This window comes from Phycicoccus elongatus Lp2 (assembly GCF_000367525.1).
GTDB classification, from domain to species: Bacteria; Actinomycetota; Actinomycetes; order Actinomycetales; family Dermatophilaceae; genus Phycicoccus_A; species Phycicoccus_A elongatus.
Window position 1 is genome coordinate 1,088,172 of sequence record NZ_HF570956.1, and the last position, 16,264, is coordinate 1,104,435.

Consider the following 16,264-nt stretch of genomic DNA (forward strand, 5'->3'; position numbering starts at 1 on the left):
CTTGCACCTCGGCTGGTATCAGGCTGCATCGTGCGTGCCTCTTCAGGGAATCGGCACGATCCCCGTGCCGCCGACATTGGGGGCAAGCCCATGAAGTCCCATCGGCACCACTCGCTGGCGCTCGTCGCGGCCACCTCGCTCGTCGCGCTCCCCACGGCGGCGTTCGCGGACGGCGTCACTCCCGCCTCCGTCACCCAGTCCGTCAATCCGGCGCGACCATCCATGTCACCAAGACGGTGGCCACGCCGACCATCCCGCCCAAGCCGGACGTCGTGCTGCTCGTCGACAGCACCTACAGCATGAACCCCGCCATCGGCAACGTGCAGGCGAATCTGTCGACCATCCTCACCACGGTCCAGACCGCCCAGCCGGACGCCCTGTTCGCCGTGGCCGACTACAAGGACATGGGGGATTCCCAGCCCTTCACGGTCGACAGCAACCTGACGGCTAGCGCCGCCACGGCCATCGCCGCCGCCAACAGCATCACGGCGAGCGGGGGCGGCGACATCCCCGAGGACCAGATCAACGCCCTCTATCAGGTCGGCTCCGGCGCGATCGGCTTCCGGCCCGACTCGACCCGTCTCGTCGTCTGGTTCGGTGACGCCATGGGTCACGACCCGAGGAACGGCAAGACGATCAATGACGCCATCACCGCGCCGACCGTCTCCTGCGGCCCCGGTGTCAACCCGGGCGGCGTCACCCCGCCGGGCTACCAGAACGCCGGGTTCTATCGACTCGTGGCCGCCGACAACCTGCCGGGCGTCATGGTCACCGTGTCGGACACCAAGTCCAGTGCGAGCTTCGGACCCTATGCGCCGGACACGACGATCAAGCTGACCCAGGCCCTGGGCGCGGCACCGTCCGCCGTCCCGGGTGAAGGTGCCGTCAACTGGAAGATCCTGCTCAAGGGCGATGCCCTGCTGACCGCCACCGACGCGGCCGGCAACACGGCCACCGCCACGTGCAAGGTGCCGCCGAAGGGCAAGTGAGTCGGCCCGCACAGACACCACTGATCGGCGTCGAGGAACAATGCCACCGGTGTGGGCGTTTCCCCAACGACCATGACTCCACAACAGCGCCTCGATCTCGCCCAAGGCTTCCACACGCAGGGCCGGTATGCCGCGGTCCTGCGTCTCGTCGCGCCCCTCACCGCCCGCGCTCCCCGGACCCGAGCGGACCTGGACGCGCAGCGCCTGCGGGCGCACGCGGCATACCACCTGGGGCGGTTGGCGGAGGCCGAGCAGGCGTCCCTTCGGGTGATCACGCGGCGCGCGAAGGACGAGGCGATGATGCGCCTGCTCGTGCGCGTCCTGCAGCGCGAGGGTCGGCACCGAGACGCGGCCGCCTGGATGACCCGCCTCGACGAATTGGGCACCGACACCTGGGACGACACGTCGACCGCGACGCCGGCCCAGCCTGCGGAGCTGACGGTGGACCAGTCGGCGGATCAGCCGGTGAAGCCGCACCGCGCGGCCTGACGAACCCGCCCTTGCTGGTGGGCCGCCCGCCGCACCGGCCGTTGTCGTGAGTGTCGTCGCCGCCAACTCAACCTCGTGGAAAGCGTTGCAGCGCATAGGCTCGCAGGCGTGAGCACACGCTGGGGAATCGCCGGGCCGGGCAAGATGGCGGCGGCCATGGTCGCCGGCTTCGGGCAGGTCAGCAATGGTTCGTTGGTCGCGGTCGGATCCCGGTCGGAGGGGCGCGCGCGGGAGTTCGCCGACGAACACGGCATACCAAAGGCACACGGGTCGTATGCCGCGCTCGTCGCCGACCCGGACGTCGACGCGATCTACATCGCGACGCCACATCCGCAGCACACCGACATCGCACTGTCAGCGATCGAGGCCGGCAAGGCGATTCTCGTCGAGAAGGCTTTCACCGCAGCGGTTTCCGACACCGAGCGGATCGTCGACGCTGCCCGCAGCGCGGGCGTCTTCGCGATGGAGGCGATGTGGACGCGCTTCAACCCCGGGATCGTGCGAGTGCGTGAACTCGTCGACTCGGGTGCGATCGGCCAGGTGCGCGGGGTGCAGGGCGACCTGACCGCCTTCCGGGCATTCGACCCGGATGATCGGCTCTTCGCACCCGAGCTCGGGGGCGGTGCGGTGCTCGACCTCGGCGTCTACGTGCTGTCCTTCGCGCAGTACTTCCTCGGCACCCCCGACGTCGTGCACGCCCATGGGGGGTTGTTTCCGTCGGGCGTCGAGGGCGAGTTCGGGGTCCTGCTCGGCTATGACGACGGCCGGTCGGCGACGCTGTCGGGAGCGTTCACGGCCTACGGGCCGGGTCGGATGATGCTCATCGGCAGCGAGGGCTGGATCGATGTCCACCCGCGCTTCCACCGGGCGCCGTCCATCACGGTGTGGCGCGGCAAGGAGCAGGTGGGGACCGAGGAGTTCACGCCGGGGTATCACCACGAGGTCATCCACGTCGGCGAGTGCCTGGCGCAGGGGCTGACCGAGAGCCCGATCATGCCGCTCGACGACACCATCGCCGTGCAGCGCCTCATGCAGGAGGTCCTCGACCAGGTCCGCCGGTAGGGACGCCACATCGCCCACCCGGGCGACTTGCGAGAATCCCGTGCATGACCGCGCGTGAGCACGTCCTGCTCCTCTCCTGCCCCGACCGCCCCGGCATCGTCGCCGCCGTCACGGCGACACTGGCCGCCCACGACGCCAACATCGAGGACAGCCAGCAGTACAAGGACTCCGGGACCGGACGCTTCTTCATGCGCATCCACTTCACGGACCCCACGGGAGAGGCGGACTGGCACGCTCTGCTGGAACCGGCGGCCGCGGCATACGCGATGGAGTGGGACGTCCGCCCGGCCGCCCAGCGCTGCCGCACCCTCATCCTCGTGAGCAGGTTCGGGCACTGCCTCAACGACCTGCTCTTCCGCTGGCAGTCCGGCAACCTCGACATCGACATCGTCGGGGTGGTGTCGAACCACGAGGACATGCGTGGGCTCGTCGAGTCGTATGCCGTGCCCTTCCACCACATCCCCGTCACGGCGGCGACCAAGGACGCGGCGGAGGCCGAACTCCTGGAGCTCGTCGAGGCCGAGCAGGTCGACCTCGTCGTGCTCGCGCGCTACATGCAGATCCTCAGCGACGGGGCCTCCCGGGCATTGGAGGGTCGGGTCATCAACATCCACCACTCCTTCCTGCCGTCCTTCAAGGGGGCCAAGCCGTATCACCAGGCGTATGACCGGGGCGTGAAGATCGTCGGTGCGACCGCGCATTATGTGACCGCTGACCTCGACGAGGGGCCGATCATCGAGCAGGACGTGCACCGGGTGGACCACCGGATGGCGCCCGAGGCGTTGGTGCGGGCCGGCGAGGAGTGCGAGTCGCGCGTTCTCGCGCGTGCTGTGCGATGGCACGCCGAGCATCGGGTCGTGCTCAACGGCCACCGCACCGTCGTCTTCGCCTGACCTCAGTCCGCTGCGGTGAGAGGGCGGAAGCCCCGCAGGCGCAGGCTGTTGCTCACGACGAAGACCGACGAGAAGGCCATCGCGGCGCCGGCGAGCATCGGGTTGAGCATGCCCATCGCGGCCAGGGGTAGGGCGGCGACGTTGTAGGCGAACGCCCAGAACAGGTTGCCCTTGATCGTCGACAACGTCCTGCGGGACAACCGGATGGCGTCGGCGGCCACCCGCAGGTCACCACGGACGAGGGTGAGATCACTCGCCTCGATCGCGGCGTCCGTGCCGGTGCCCATGGCCAGTCCGAGGTCGGCCTGTGCGAGAGCGGCGGCGTCATTGACGCCGTCGCCGACCATCGCGACGACCTTGCCCTGTGCCTGCAACTGCGTGATGACGTCGACCTTGTCCTGCGGCAGGACATCGGCGATGACCTCGTCGATGCCCACGTCGGCCGCCACGGCCCGGGCCACGGTCGCGTTGTCACCGGTGAGCAGCACCGGGGTCAGTCCCAGGGTCCGCAGTTGACGGACCGCCTCGGCCGAGCTCGGCTTCACCGCATCCGCGACGACGAGTATGCCGCGGGCCCGCCCGTCCCAGCCGATCGCGACGGCGGGCGGTTCCTCCCGCCGCCTGGGCGTCGGTGAGGGCAGAGACCAGGTCAGGGGACAGCGGCATTGACCAGTCGGCGAGGAGTTGCGGGCGACCGACGACGATCGCGTGACTCTCCTCGGCCTCGGCGACGACGCCCTGGACGCCGAGTCCCTCGAGGTTGGCGAAGTCCTCGACCGCCGGCAGCGCGCCGAGCTTCTCCTGGCCGGCGCGGGTGATGGCTCGGGCAATGGGGTGCTCGGAGGCGGATTCGAGGGCCGCGGCATACCGAAGGACGTCGTCCTCGGACTCGCCGACCGCAGCGGTGATGGAGTGCAACGTCATCTGCCCGGTCGTCACGGTGCCCGTCTTGTCGAGCACGATCGTGTCGACCCGGCGGGTGGACTCCAGAACCTCGGGGCCCTTGATGAGGATGCCGAGTTGGGCGCCGCGCCCGGTGCCGACCATGAGGGCGGTCGGTGTGGCCAGTCCCAGGGCGCACGGGCAGGCGATGATGAGCACGGCGACGGCCGCGGTGAAGGCCATCGCGGCCCCAGCCCCGCTGACCAGCCAGAGGATGAGCGTCCCCAGGGCGAGGACGAGCACGATCGGGACGAAGATGCCCGAGATCCGGTCGGCGAGGCGTTGCACCTGCGCCTTGCCGTTCTGGGCGTCCTCGACCAGGCGGGCCATCTGCGCGAGCTGGGTGTCGGCGCCCACACGCGTCGCGCGGACGACGAGGCGGCCGCCGGCATTGAGGGTCGCGCCGGTCACGGCGTCCCCGGGGCCGACCTCGACGGGCACCGATTCACCGGTGAGCATCGAGGTGTCGATCGCTGACGTGCCCTGCTCGATGACGCCATCGGTGGCGACCTTCTCGCCGGGGCGCACGACGAAGGTCGTGCCGACTGTCAACTGTGACACCGGGATCCGTCGCTCGGTGCCATCGGTGGTCAGGACTGAGACGTCCTTGGCGCCGAGGTCCATGAGGGCTCGCAGGGCAGCGCCGGCCTGACGCTTGGACCGTGCCTCGAAGTAGCGCCCGGCCAGGATGAAGGTCGTCACCCCGGCGGCCACTTCGAGGTAGATGTTGCTCGACCCGTCATGGCGATTGATCGTCAACTCGAAGGGGTGCTTCATGCCGGGCATCCCGGCGTCGCCGAGGAAGAGGGCATAGAGCGACCAGAGGAAGGCCGCGAGGGTGCCCATCGAGATGAGCGTGTCCATCGTCGTCGCGCCGTGCCTGAGGTTGGTCCAGGCGGAGCGATGGAAGGGCAGGGCGCCCCAGACGACCACGGGGGCGGCGAGGGTCAGCGAGAGCCACTGCCAATAGGTGAACTGGAGCGCAGGGATCATCGCCATCGCGATGACCGGCACCGACAGCAGGGCCGAGACGACGAGGCGTTGGCGCAGCGCAGCAACGGCAACCTCGTGCGGGTCGGCTGTCTCCGATGCGTTCTCGGCGGCGGCAGGCTCGGGGAGGGCCGCGGCATACCCCGCCTGTTCGACGGTGGCGACGAGGTTCTGGGGGGTGACCCCGGGACCATAGGTGACCTTCGCCTTCTCCGTCGCGTAGTTGACCGTCGCGGTGACTCCCTCGACCTTGTTGAGCTTGCGCTCGATCCGGTTGGCGCAGGAGGCGCAGGTCATGCCGGTGATGGCGAGTTCGACCTCGCCGCCGGTGGCCGGCGCGCTCATGCCAGCTGGTAGCCGGCCTCTTCGACGGCAGCCTTGACGGCAGCAGCGTCGAGCGGCGCGGCGCTCGTGACCGTGACCTGTCCGGTGGGGACGTCGACCTCGACGCCCTCGACACCGTCGATCTTGGTGATCTCCTCGGTGACGCTCGCGGCGCAGTGCCCGCAGGTCATGCCGGTGACGGTCCAGGTGCTGGTGGTGCTCATGGTGATCTGCCTTTCGACAAGGGGATGGATGGTTCAGGAGCGCACGAGTCGCGCGATCGCCCGGCTCGCCTCGGCGAGCTTCTCGTCAGCGCCTTCGCCGGTCTCGATGGCGTGCGCGACGCAGTGGGCGAGGTGTTCGTCGAGGAGCCCGAGGGCGAAGGACTCGAGGGCCTTCGTCGTCGCCGACACCTGGGTCAGGATGTCGATGCAGTAGGTGTCCTCCTCGACCATCCGCTGCAGGCCTCGGGTCTGCCCCTCGATCCGGCGCAGCCGCTTGAGCAGGTCGTCCTTGGACCCGCTCGCGATGTAGGAGTGCTCGTGCTCGCCCATGACACCCACTGTACACCTACCCCCTAGGGGTATATTCCATCGACGGTCAGCGTTGCCTGTAACCCAACTTCTGCGTGACGCAGAAGTTGGTTTCAGATCGCTGGGGTGTCGTCGGAGAGCCAGGTGACACGGCGGTAGTCGAAGGCTGTGCAGGCGGCGCGCAGGCTGCCGTAGACCATCGACTCGTTGCGGACGAAGAGTCCGTCGCTGGTGTCGTGACCACTCGCGATCACCGTCGTCGTCGCCCCCGGCCGCCGGATCAGGCTCGTCGGCAACTCGGCGGTGTTGGTCGCCCCTTCGGTGAGGAAGAGGACGATCTCGCAGGACCGACCGGTCGGCTTGGCCGACACGTGGACGACGAAACGGCGGATTTCCCTCAGCGGCAGGCGGATCGCCACATCGAGTTGGCTCGCGCCGAAGCCACGCTGGCGTCGCTTGGCCTGCCAGCGTTTCGAGGTCGCCGTCGCGAAGCCGATGGCACCGGTGTGCTTCTCATAGACCGCCCCGAGAGTCACGTGCAGGTTGGCCGGCAGGGCCAGCCGCCCGCGCAACATGCCGTCGCTCGCCTCGTCCGGGCTGAAGACGGCTGTCGGGCGACGCACGACATCGAGTCGATGGTGCGTCGTCAGCGATGAGGAAGCCAGCCCGCGCGGCTCGGTTGGTGGGATCACCCGGCCGAGCGGCTCGATGCCCACGCGCGACGGCGCCCCGAGATCCAGGCCATTGCTCGCCTTCTCGAACTTCTCGGACAAGAACGCCTGTTGCAGCACCAACCCATGGTCGTCGTGCTCGGCCTCGGCCCGCAGCACGTCGGCCGTCACCTGGTGCAGCAGCCGCAGCTGCTCGACGATCAGCCGGTGCCCCTGCACTGTGGCGGCGGCCGACCCGCTGTCGCGGTAGGCGAGCAGGGTGTCGGGCAGGTAGCGGTCGACGATCTGGAGCAGGGTCGAGCTGATCTCGGTGCCGACCGGGGGCGCCGCATCGGCCACCGTCCGCGCGAGCAGCACCGCCTCGACCGGCAGGGTGCCGTCGAGGGCATTGGTCAGGCGCACGGCCTCGTGACCGGCCCGTCGAGGCGCCACCAGGCCCGCCTTCGGCGCCCGGAAGTATGCCGTGAGCTCGGGTGTCGTCCACCCCGCCGGGTCCACCTTGGGTCGCCGCCGGAGAATCGCGGCGGCCTGGTCGACGCGCTCGGACGCCGCCGCGGGCAGCGCTGAGCGGACGACGTCACGTCGACTGCGCGGCATACGGGAAACCTCCGGGGGGCGAGCGCGGGGGGCGATCCCACGGGTCAACGCTCGGGGACCATCCATCATGCCCGACCTGCCGGCGGGTCTACGCTGTCCCCGGGCGTCGGCTGAGTGGTCGACCGAGCATCAAGGGGGAGCACGATGAGCGCACCGGCTGGGTGGTACCCGCAGCCTGACGGACGGCAGCGGTGGTGGGACGGCACCCAGTGGACCGAGCACTACCACGACGCGACAGCACCGGCGGCTGACGCGGCCGCGTCGTCCGAGGCCGGAGTCGCAACCGACACCACAGCCGGCGCGGCAACCGGCGCTGACCACCCCTACGGTCAGACCGCCTACGGCCAGACCACCTACGGCCAGCCTGGTCAGGCCACCTACGGCCAGCCTGGTCAGGCCACCTACGGCCAGCCGGGCACGTCGCCCGGTGCCCCGTCGTCCGGCAGCGGCGTCGGCAAGGGCTGCCTCATCGCGGCCGCGATCGTGGCCGTCCTGGTGGCCCTGATGGTCGTCGCCGGGATCGTGCTCTACAACACGGCCAAGAAGAAGGTTGAGGAGATCATCCCCACCACCTTTCCGACGTCGACCTCCGGGCCGGGCCTGCCGGGGCTGCCGACCCTGCCGGGCAGTGACGGCGCCGAGGCGACGGCCGCCGTCGGGGAGGCCTTCACGTTGGGCGAGCTGTCCTTCCAGAGCGGGTGGTCGATCGGGGACGACGACTCGTTCGGCACCGGAACCATCACGGGCCTGACGACCGATGCGCCGGTGGAGTCCGCCATCATCGACGTCTCGGTCATGAACGGCGCCCAGGAACTCGACACCACCTACTGCACCGTGGAGTCCGGCACCACGAAGTTCTCCTGCCTGCCCTTCTTCGAGGACCTCACCGGGGCCACCGAGGTCGTCTTCAGGCGGAGCCTCTGAGAGCGAGGCCGGCGACCCTCAGCCGCCGATCGGCATCGAGGCGAGGTCACCGACGAGTTGGTTGACGCGGATGTCGTCCGCGGCCGGTGAGAACCCGAGCCGCACGACGACCAGGTCGGCCGACGGCACGACGACGACCCGCTGACCGTCGTGGCCGCTCATCCAATAGGCGTCGGCCGGCATGAGTGGCTCGACGACCTGACCCGACGCGTCGGTGTTGGAGCGCCAGCCCAGCCCGTAGCTCTCCTCGTCACTGCTCTCGTGCGCCGTGACCTTCACCGACTGCGTCATCCAGTCGGCCGGCAGCAACTGGTCTCCGTCCCATTCGCCGTCCTGCAGGGCGAACTGACCGATGGCTGCCCAGTCGCGCGGTGTCGCCCACAGGTAGGACGAGCACACCGGCAGCCCTGTCCCGTCCGGCTCGAGCACGGCAGAGGAGAGTCCCAGCGGCGCGAAGAGCTCGGCCCGTGGGAAGTCCGCGGGGGCATCGTCGGAATGTCCGAAACGGTTCTGCAGCACCGCGCACAGCAGGTTCGTCGAGCCACTCGAATACTGCTGCACGGTCCCCACGGGATGCGCCAACGGCAACGACGACACATAGCCGGCCATCGACGGCTCGAGGTAGAGCATCCGTGTGATCGGGGTGCCCAGGTCATAGGTCTCGTCCCACTGGATGCCGCTGTCCATGCGGAGCAGGTTCTCGACCGTGATGTCCTTGCGCCCGTCGGTCCACTCCGGGAAGAGTCCGTTGTCGCTCAGCGCCACCTTCCCCTGCTCGACGGCGATCCCGGTGAGCAGCGAGGCCACCGACTTCGTCATCGACCATCCGAGTTGCGGTGTGCGAGCGTCGAATCCGTCGGCATACCGCTCCGCCACCAAGGTCCCGCCGCGCAGCACGACGATGCCGCGCGTGCCCAGGGTCGCCTTGTCCGCCGCCGACAGGTCGTCGCCGAAGGCCCGGTCGACGGCCGCCTTGGTCTTCGCGTCCATCACGGGCGTCGGGACTGACGTGTAGGGGTTCTTGCCGTCGGGCACCTGGGTGATCGTGCCGTACTCACCCTTGTCCTTGCCCAAGGTGCAGCCCAGTCCCGGTGTGTACCAGGCCTTCTGGCTCGACAGCAGGCCCTTGATCGACGAGCTCGCCTCGCTGCCGGAGGCCTCGGTCGACAGGTAGGGCACGAGCGGGTTGGGTGGCAGGTCATTCTGCGGGTCCTGCCGCCCGGCGACGAAGGTGACGGCGCACGCGTTGTGCGCGGCATACCCGGTGCCGGTCATGAGCAGCGGGCGCGCATACCAGTACCCGCCCACCAGCGCCACGATGACGACGACGAGCAGGCCGAGCAGGACGCGGCGGACGATCCGGCGACGACGACGGACGGGGGCAACCGACATGCGCTGGAACCTACCCCGCGGTGGCCTCCAGCGTCAGCAACTTCTCCTTCGCGGCCGGCCCACCGGCATACCCACCGATGCCGCCACCGGCGGGGAGCACTCGATGGCAGGGGAGCACGAGGCACAAGGGGTTGCCGCCCAAGGCGGTCCCTACGGCGCGCGAGGCGCGCGGCCGGCCGATCCGCCCGGCGAGCTCGCCATAGGTCGTCGTCCGCCCATATGCCGTGGCGGAGAGGCCCGCGAGCACCTCGCGTTGGAAGGGCGTGGCGACCGCCAGGGAGGTGGCCACGTCGAAGTCGTGTCGCCGACCGGCGAGGTAGTCCTCGACCTGTCGGCGGGCGTCGTCCAGCGGACGGGCCAGGCGCAGGACTCGCGGGCTCACGGCCGCCGCGACCCGGGCGAGGTGGGCGTGCTCCTCGGTCTCGCCCGCGGCAAACGCACAGAGGACGAGACGACCCCCCGCGGTCGCCAGGAGGAGGCGCCCGACGGCCGTGTCCAGCGCGGCATACGAGACGTCGGACTCGGGGAGCACGGGTGCCGTGATCGTGGGGGTGAAGGAAAAGGGGGAGGTCATCGGGACTCCTCGGGGAGGGTGAGGCGAAGGGTGGCGAGGGCGTCGCTGACGAGTCGCCGGCTCATCGCGGGGGTGGTGTCGAGCACGCGGGCGATCTCGCGGTGGTCGAGGTCGGAGACGTACTTGAGCGCAACCGCTGCCCGTTGCCGCTCCGGCAGCCCGGCCACCGCTGACCAGAGCTCGGGGCGCGGGTCGATCCGGGGAGCGGCGACCGGGGCAGCCAGAAGCGTGGCCGGGTCCTCGACCGCGACGGTCTGGCGGGCCGATCGATGCGCGTCCATCGCGCAGTTGCGGGTGATCGTCAGCAGCCAGCCGCGCAGATTGGTGGCCGATCGCACCGAGGGATAGGCGGCCAGCGCCTTGGTCCAGGCGGTCTGGGCGACGTCGTCCCCGTGGGTGGGACCAGCGAGGGCATGGGCCAGCCGGGCGACGTCACGCCAGTGGGCGTCGACGAGGGACTGGAAGGGCGGCAGGCTCACGATCATCCAACGGTAGGGCGCCAGATCATGTGAGTGCATCAGGTGATAGCCGATCGGCCCCGCACGCTTCTCGACCGCTCAGTGCACGCCGATTAGAGTCGCCCCGTGGCGACGAGCGACCCCCTGACCCAGGTCGAGATGATCCGCGTGCCGGCGACCCCTGACTCGGTGCCGATGGTGCGCCGGACGATCGTCGACGACCTCACCGAACGCGGCATCCTCGAGGAGACCATCGACGAGGCCGAGATCGTCGTCTCCGAGCTCTTCACGAACGCACTCCGGCACGGATCACCCCTTGGCGATGGGACGATCCGCGTGCGCTGGAAGGTCCGCTTCGAGGTCGTCGAGATCGAGGTCACGGACGGTGGCAGCGACACCGTGCCGACGCCGGCGCCGCGGGCGGTGTGGGCGCCCAGCGGTCGCGGCCTGCGCATCGTGCGTGCCCTGGCGCACGAGTGGGGGGTCTCCGATGACAAGTTGGGGCGCACCGTGTGGGCCGCGCTCGGTGGACCGAGTCGCCGGCGCGCCACCTGAGGCGTGACAGAGTTGCCCCATGGGTAAGGCATCACGTCGTCAGCGCGGGGCCGGCGAGCCACGCACCAAGGTCGCCCCGGCGCCCTATGTCGCTAGACCCTTCGAGGGTCTGGCGAACGAGCCCGAGTGGGTGGCGATCCGCGAGATCCTCCCGGCCGCCACAGCGACCATCCGGTTGCGGGACTCGGTCGGCGATGGCCCGCGCGAGGTCACGGTCGCGACCGTGCTGCCGATGGCCTGGCCGGGGCTGCACCGTGCCGATGGTGCCGTCCTCGTCGGCACCCAGTCGGGTGCCTCGTCCGGTGACGCCTCCCGCGACCTGGCCGCGGCGATCCTGGCGACCCGCGCGCTCGAGCCCGGCAATCCGCTGCCGCAGCCGCCCGTGGTCACGGCCGAGACCCCGCGTCTGCAGGACATCGTCGAGGGGGACTTCGAGGTCACCGTGCGGGACGGCTTCGACTTCTGGGTCGGTGACGGCGAACTCGACGACGCCGCCCGCGAGTCCCTCGAGCGCGCCAACGAGTCGATCGTGCCGATGACCCGCCTCGCCGCCCTCCCGTCGGCCTACCACGTGAACTTCGGCGACCGGTCCTTCATCCGCGTCATCCTCGGCGATGACGAGGACCCGGCGACCGACGCCCTCGCCCGCCTCCACGCCGCCGGCGAGGACTCCCTCGGCGAGGGCACGCGCCTCCTCGGCGCCTTCCGGGCCTGTGGAGTTCTCGTGCCCGTCCTCGAGGTCGACGCTGCCGTCGAGCCGGCCGCCCACGAGTCCGCGCTCGCCGCCTGGGGTGAGCGGTATGCCGCGGCGCTGGCCTCCGCTGCCCCCCTCACTCCCGAGGAGCGACGGGCCCGCAACGGGCTGCTCTCCCGACAGGTGACGTTGCGCTGATGGGCGTCGCCGCGATCATCCCCTGCAAGGACGAAGCCGACCGGATCGCGGCCACCGTCCGGGCGGTGCGCGGCATCGACGGCGTCGACCTTGTCGTCGTCGTCGACGACGGCTCGACCGACGAAACGGCGGCCCGGGCCCATGACGCCGGCGCCCATGTCGTCCGGCACGCCGAGAACTCGGGCAAGGCGGCGGCCCTCGACACGGGGGTGCGGTTCGCCCGGGCGCGGGCGGCGGGGGGCGTCGGATCGGCCATGGCCTGGCACTACCTCTTCGTCGACGGTGACCTCGAGGAGTCCGCGAGCGCGGTCGGGGTGCTCGTGCCCCCGGTGCTCACGGGCGAAGCGGACATGACGATCGCGACGCTGCCCCCACAGAAGGTGTCCGGCGGTGGTCACGGCTTCGTCGTCCGGCTGGCGCGTGACGGGATCCGGGAACTCACCGGGTTCGAGGCCGCTCAGCCGCTGTCAGGCATGCGGTGCCTGTCCGATGCCGCCTTCGATGCCGCCAGTCCGCTCGCCCGCGGGTGGGGCGTCGAGGTCGGACTGACCGTCGATGTGGTGCGTGCCGGGCTGACGGTGCTGGAGGTCCCCTGCGAATTGCACCATCGCGTCACCGGCTCGGACTGGCGCGGCCAACTGCATCGAGCCAAGCAGTATCGCGACGCCCTTCGTGCGCTGCGAGCCCGCGGCCTCTCGCCGCGCACCGTCGGTCGCGCCGCACGCGGCTCCTGAGCGAGTCGGTGATGCAGCAGGGCACGCGGCGCCACCGGCTGCTCGTCGGCCTCTCCGTGGCCCTGATCCTCGTCGTCGCTCTCTCAGGCCCGAATGCGGCCAAACCTGACCTGCGCTCCGGTTGGCCGCTCGACGGCCTGCTGCCCTTCACCCTCTCGTCGGCGCTCGTCACCGGACTGCTCTGGGTCGCGTATGCCGTGGCCGCCGTCGCCATGGCCCTCGCCCTGTGGCGACCGGTCCCGGCGCTCGGTCGGCGAACCCCATGGGTCCTGGGCGGACTGGGCCTGCTCGCCGTCCTGGCGGCACCGATCGGGTCCGCTGATCACGTCAACTACGCGGCCTACGGCCGGATCCTCTGGCTCGGTGGGGACCCCTGGACGGCCTCGCCGGCGGACTTCGCGGGTGGCAGCGACCCGATCACGTCGGCGGTCGAGGAGCCGTGGCGGACCGAACCGAGTGTCTACGGCCCGCTCGCGAGCTTGATCCAGGCGGGTGCGGCGGCCATCGGTGGCACGCACCTGCGGCTCGTCGTGCTCGCCTGGCAGGTCGTGGTTGTCGCCGCGTGGCTGCTGGTGCGGTGGTGTCTGCGCCGGCTCGTCGACGAGGAGAACGCCGGCCGGGTGGACGTGCTGTGGACGCTCAATCCTCTGGTCTTCGCCGTCGGTGTGCTGGGTGCCCATGTCGACGTCCTGGCGATCGCCCTGGTCCTGACTGCCTGCGTCGGGGTCGGTCGGAGTGCGGGACCGGCGTGGTCGCTGGTGGCCGGGGGGTTGGTCGCCGCGGCGACCTCCGTGAAATTCACGTATGCCGTGGCCCTGCTCGCGCTGCTCCTCGCGGGTCGGGGCGTTCGACGAGCGCTGTGGCTCCTTGCCGGCTGGGGTGCGGTCCTCGTGGTCCTGCATCTGTGGACGGGTGGACACGTCTATGACCAGGTCGGGCGCTCGCGGCGGGCGGTGAGTCTGGCCACCCCGTGGCGCCTGCTCCTGGAGTGGAGCCGGACCTCCTCGGTCGAGGTGAGCACGATGCGATCGATCATCACGGTGGCCGCGGGCGTCGCCATGATCGGCCTGGCCGTGCTCATCTGGCGGGCCACGCGACCGCTCGGGGGTCGCGAACCATCGGAACGTCAGGGATCGCTGGGTCTGGCCCGGCGGGCAGCCTGGATCACGCTCGTGCTCACCGCGGCCTACGGACTGCTCGCGCCCTACACCCTGCCGTGGTACGACCTCGTCGCCTGGGGGCTGCTGCCGCTCGTCGTCCCGTCGGTGCTCGACGGCATTCTGCTCGCGCGATTGACACTCATCGCGGCGGCCTATGTGCCGGGGCGGGTGATCGGGATGACCCCCGGTGTCGAGGCGCTCACCCTGGGGCTGCGGCGTGAGGTGACGCCCTGGCTGCAACTGGGCCTGTGGGTGGTCGCGGTCACGCTCCTGCTGCACACCACCCACCGTCGCGGGAGGATCAGCGACGACGACGGTCCCGACGGGTGGGGGCACCCACCCGCGCCTCGTCGGCGAGCGCGCTGACCGCCACGGCCACGATGAGCGGCACCGCCACGGTGGCGCCGACGGCCGGGATGGCCGTGCCGGAGTCGTTGATGAGGAAGCCGATCGTCAGCGTGATGACGAGCGCCACGAGGCCGGCCCGCAACGTCGGCAGGGTCTGGAAGGAGCGCTGCAGGGCGCGCGACCCCCACGAGGTGGGGCGCGCCAGGACGTAGATGACGAAGAGGAGCGCCGCCGGGACGAGCAGGGTGAGTGGGGCGTTGCCGAGCAGGATGTCGATGTTCTGCTTCCCCTTGCGGATCACGATGTCGAGGGCACCACCGTCGATGATCGACTGGATGAACCGGCCCAGGTGGGTGCGCTCGGTCGCGGGTCGCAGCCAGTCGAGGAAGGCGATGCCGAGGAAGAGCGCAGCACAGGAGAGCGCCAGGATCAGGCCGCGTCGCCAGGTCATGGCGATGCCGAGGATGGACAGCACGAGGTAGGCGAAGCCGGGGATCGCCGCGGGCGGACCGCCACCATCGGCACCCCAGAAGGGCGCGCCGTCGACCAGGACGGTCCCGACGCCGATGAGAGCCACGATGATCGACGCCAACGTGGGGCCGTGGGCGCGCACGAGGAGGGACGACAGGGCGGTCGCCAGGAGCAGGGCAGCGGTCACGAAGATCGCGAAGGTGACATTGCCCATCCCGTAGAAGCGGCCAGCGACAACCGGCTGCAGGCCCATGAGGGACGAGAGCTGCAGGCGCGAGCCGGTCACCACGTCGATCGCCAGCACCGCCATCGTCACCCCCGACACGACGACCATCGGCCCCCAGGCGGTGCGGCCCCACGGCCCCTTCAGCGCCGCCACGGCGATGAGTGCGACGAAGAGCAACACCGAGACGACGACCGACAGCATCGGCATCGAGAAGCGCCACCACGGGATGAGGTTGGCCAGGAAGGTCGAGGCCGGCACCGAGGCGGCGCAGACTGCCAGGGTCCGCACCCAGCGCAGCACCTTGAGGCGCGAGGAGTCCGAGCCGAGTTTGCCCCGCCAGACGAGCAGCACGATGAGGTAGGCGACGAGTTGGCCGTAGGCGAAGGTGTTGAAGAACGGCGGTACGAGGGCGTGGACCTTGTGGCTGGCCTCGTCGTAGTCGACCAGGCGGGTCAGCCGTGCGCGTGCCGCCTCGACCGTGTTGCCCGAGGCGGCGTCGAAGGTCAGCGTGGAGCCCCCGAGGCTGTCCGGCACGGTCAACCCGCGCGCGGACAGCAGGGTGACGGTGAGGTCCTGCGCCTGGATCAGTCCGGCCTGGCGGGTCGAGGTCGACTGCAACTCGCCGGGGCCGTAGTGGGGGCCGCGGGCGACAGCCAGGCGAAGTCTCTCCTGCACGCCGGCGTCCGCCAGACTGCCGACGATGATGTCCGCGCCATTGGGGGCAGCGGTCGCGACCAGGCCGATGCGCTCGTCGATCGCCGACACCTGAGCGGCCCTCGACTGATCAGGTGCCTCCTCCCCGGCGGCCACGTCGTCGCGCAGTGCTCCGACGTCGACGATGCTGATCGGGCAGGCGTTGAGATCGCGCACCAGGTTCACGGGGACGAAGGGCACCCAGTTGTCGACGGTCCCGTCCGGCTCGGCGGCGGCCACCCCCGCGCCCGGGCCGACGGCCACGATGCACTGCTTGCCAGCGGCCGCCGCCGCCCCCACGGCGCCCAGTGAAGAGTCGAAGTTCGTCGCCTTGGCGGCGGCCGACC

16 protein-coding genes and 1 pseudogene are annotated in these 16,264 nt (G+C 70.4%); 9 read left to right on the top strand and 8 right to left on the bottom strand.

The window, feature by feature from the left end:
• Positions 1-236 precede the first annotated feature (236 nt).
• From BN10_RS05180 to purU, 4 genes are all read left to right on the top strand, one after another.
• Positions 237-989 carry a hypothetical protein gene (locus BN10_RS05180; RefSeq protein ID WP_010850135.1) on the top strand — a complete coding sequence of 251 codons (753 nt, stop codon included), beginning with the start codon at positions 237-239 and terminating at the stop codon, positions 987-989.
• Positions 990-1,061: 72 nt separating this feature from the next.
• Positions 1,062-1,478 carry a hypothetical protein gene (locus BN10_RS05185; RefSeq protein ID WP_010850136.1) on the top strand — a complete coding sequence of 139 codons (417 nt, stop codon included), beginning with the start codon at positions 1,062-1,064 and terminating at the stop codon, positions 1,476-1,478.
• A gap of 108 nt (positions 1,479-1,586) precedes the next feature.
• A complete protein-coding gene (locus tag BN10_RS05190; protein WP_010850137.1) occupies positions 1,587-2,540 on the top strand; it encodes a Gfo/Idh/MocA family protein in 954 nt (317 codons plus the stop codon).
• A 44-nt stretch (positions 2,541-2,584) separates the two neighbouring features.
• On the top strand, positions 2,585-3,433 hold the full coding sequence (purU, locus tag BN10_RS05195; protein WP_010850138.1) for a formyltetrahydrofolate deformylase: 849 nt from the start codon (positions 2,585-2,587) through the stop codon (positions 3,431-3,433).
• A 2-nt stretch (positions 3,434-3,435) separates the two neighbouring features.
• Here the strand turns inward: purU and BN10_RS05200 are convergent.
• From BN10_RS05200 to BN10_RS05215, 4 genes and pseudogenes are all read right to left on the bottom strand, one after another.
• Positions 3,436-5,710, bottom strand: a pseudogene (locus tag BN10_RS05200) (heavy metal translocating P-type ATPase).
• Positions 5,707-5,913, bottom strand: a complete 207-nt coding sequence (locus tag BN10_RS05205; protein WP_010850139.1) for a heavy-metal-associated domain-containing protein — start codon at positions 5,911-5,913, stop codon at positions 5,707-5,709. Before BN10_RS05205 ends, BN10_RS05200 begins: the two are co-directional and overlap by 4 nt.
• Before the next feature lie 33 nt (positions 5,914-5,946).
• On the bottom strand, positions 5,947-6,243 hold the full coding sequence (locus BN10_RS05210; RefSeq protein ID WP_040750955.1) for a metal-sensitive transcriptional regulator: 297 nt from the start codon (positions 6,241-6,243) through the stop codon (positions 5,947-5,949).
• A 92-nt stretch (positions 6,244-6,335) separates the two neighbouring features.
• The gene (locus BN10_RS05215) at positions 6,336-7,490 is read right to left on the bottom strand and encodes a hypothetical protein (RefSeq protein ID WP_010850141.1); all 1,155 of its coding nucleotides are present in this window, start codon (positions 7,488-7,490) and stop codon (positions 6,336-6,338) included.
• 144 nt (positions 7,491-7,634) lie between these two features.
• Between BN10_RS05215 and BN10_RS17255 the strand changes: the two genes are divergently transcribed.
• Complete coding sequence (locus BN10_RS17255; RefSeq protein WP_010850142.1) at positions 7,635-8,414, top strand: DUF2510 domain-containing protein; 780 nt, start codon at positions 7,635-7,637, stop codon at positions 8,412-8,414.
• Positions 8,415-8,432: 18 nt separating this feature from the next.
• Here BN10_RS17255 and BN10_RS05225 read toward each other — a convergent pair whose 3' ends face one another.
• The 3 genes from BN10_RS05225 to BN10_RS05235 are packed head-to-tail and all read right to left on the bottom strand — an operon-like array spanning position 8,433 to position 10,865.
• The gene (locus BN10_RS05225) at positions 8,433-9,806 is read right to left on the bottom strand and encodes a serine hydrolase domain-containing protein (protein ID WP_010850143.1); all 1,374 of its coding nucleotides are present in this window, start codon (positions 9,804-9,806) and stop codon (positions 8,433-8,435) included.
• Between the two features lie 10 nt (positions 9,807-9,816).
• Positions 9,817-10,380 carry a methylated-DNA--[protein]-cysteine S-methyltransferase gene (locus BN10_RS05230; protein ID WP_010850144.1) on the bottom strand — a complete coding sequence of 188 codons (564 nt, stop codon included), beginning with the start codon at positions 10,378-10,380 and terminating at the stop codon, positions 9,817-9,819.
• Positions 10,377-10,865 carry an RNA polymerase sigma factor gene (locus tag BN10_RS05235; protein WP_040750957.1) on the bottom strand — a complete coding sequence of 163 codons (489 nt, stop codon included), beginning with the start codon at positions 10,863-10,865 and terminating at the stop codon, positions 10,377-10,379. The genes BN10_RS05230 and BN10_RS05235 overlap by 4 nt, the downstream gene beginning before the upstream one ends.
• A 99-nt stretch (positions 10,866-10,964) precedes the next feature.
• Here BN10_RS05235 and BN10_RS05240 point away from each other — a divergent pair, with 99 nt between their 5' ends.
• From BN10_RS05240 to BN10_RS05255, 4 genes are read left to right on the top strand one after another with little or no spacing between them, the layout of a single operon-like run.
• Complete coding sequence (locus BN10_RS05240; RefSeq protein WP_010850146.1) at positions 10,965-11,393, top strand: ATP-binding protein; 429 nt, start codon at positions 10,965-10,967, stop codon at positions 11,391-11,393.
• A gap of 19 nt (positions 11,394-11,412) precedes the next feature.
• Complete coding sequence (locus BN10_RS05245; RefSeq protein ID WP_010850147.1) at positions 11,413-12,285, top strand: DUF5926 family protein; 873 nt, start codon at positions 11,413-11,415, stop codon at positions 12,283-12,285.
• A complete protein-coding gene (locus BN10_RS05250) occupies positions 12,285-13,019 on the top strand; it encodes a glycosyltransferase (RefSeq protein WP_010850148.1) in 735 nt (244 codons plus the stop codon). Before BN10_RS05245 ends, BN10_RS05250 begins: the two co-directional genes overlap by 1 nt.
• 11 nt (positions 13,020-13,030) lie before the next feature.
• On the top strand, positions 13,031-14,545 hold the full coding sequence (locus BN10_RS05255; RefSeq protein ID WP_010850149.1) for a hypothetical protein: 1,515 nt from the start codon (positions 13,031-13,033) through the stop codon (positions 14,543-14,545).
• Here the strand turns inward: BN10_RS05255 and BN10_RS05260 are convergent.
• Positions 14,481-16,264, bottom strand: a 1,784-nt coding sequence (locus tag BN10_RS05260; protein WP_198014014.1) for a hypothetical protein, incomplete at its 5' end; no start/stop codon positions are given. The genes BN10_RS05255 and BN10_RS05260 overlap by 65 nt on opposite strands.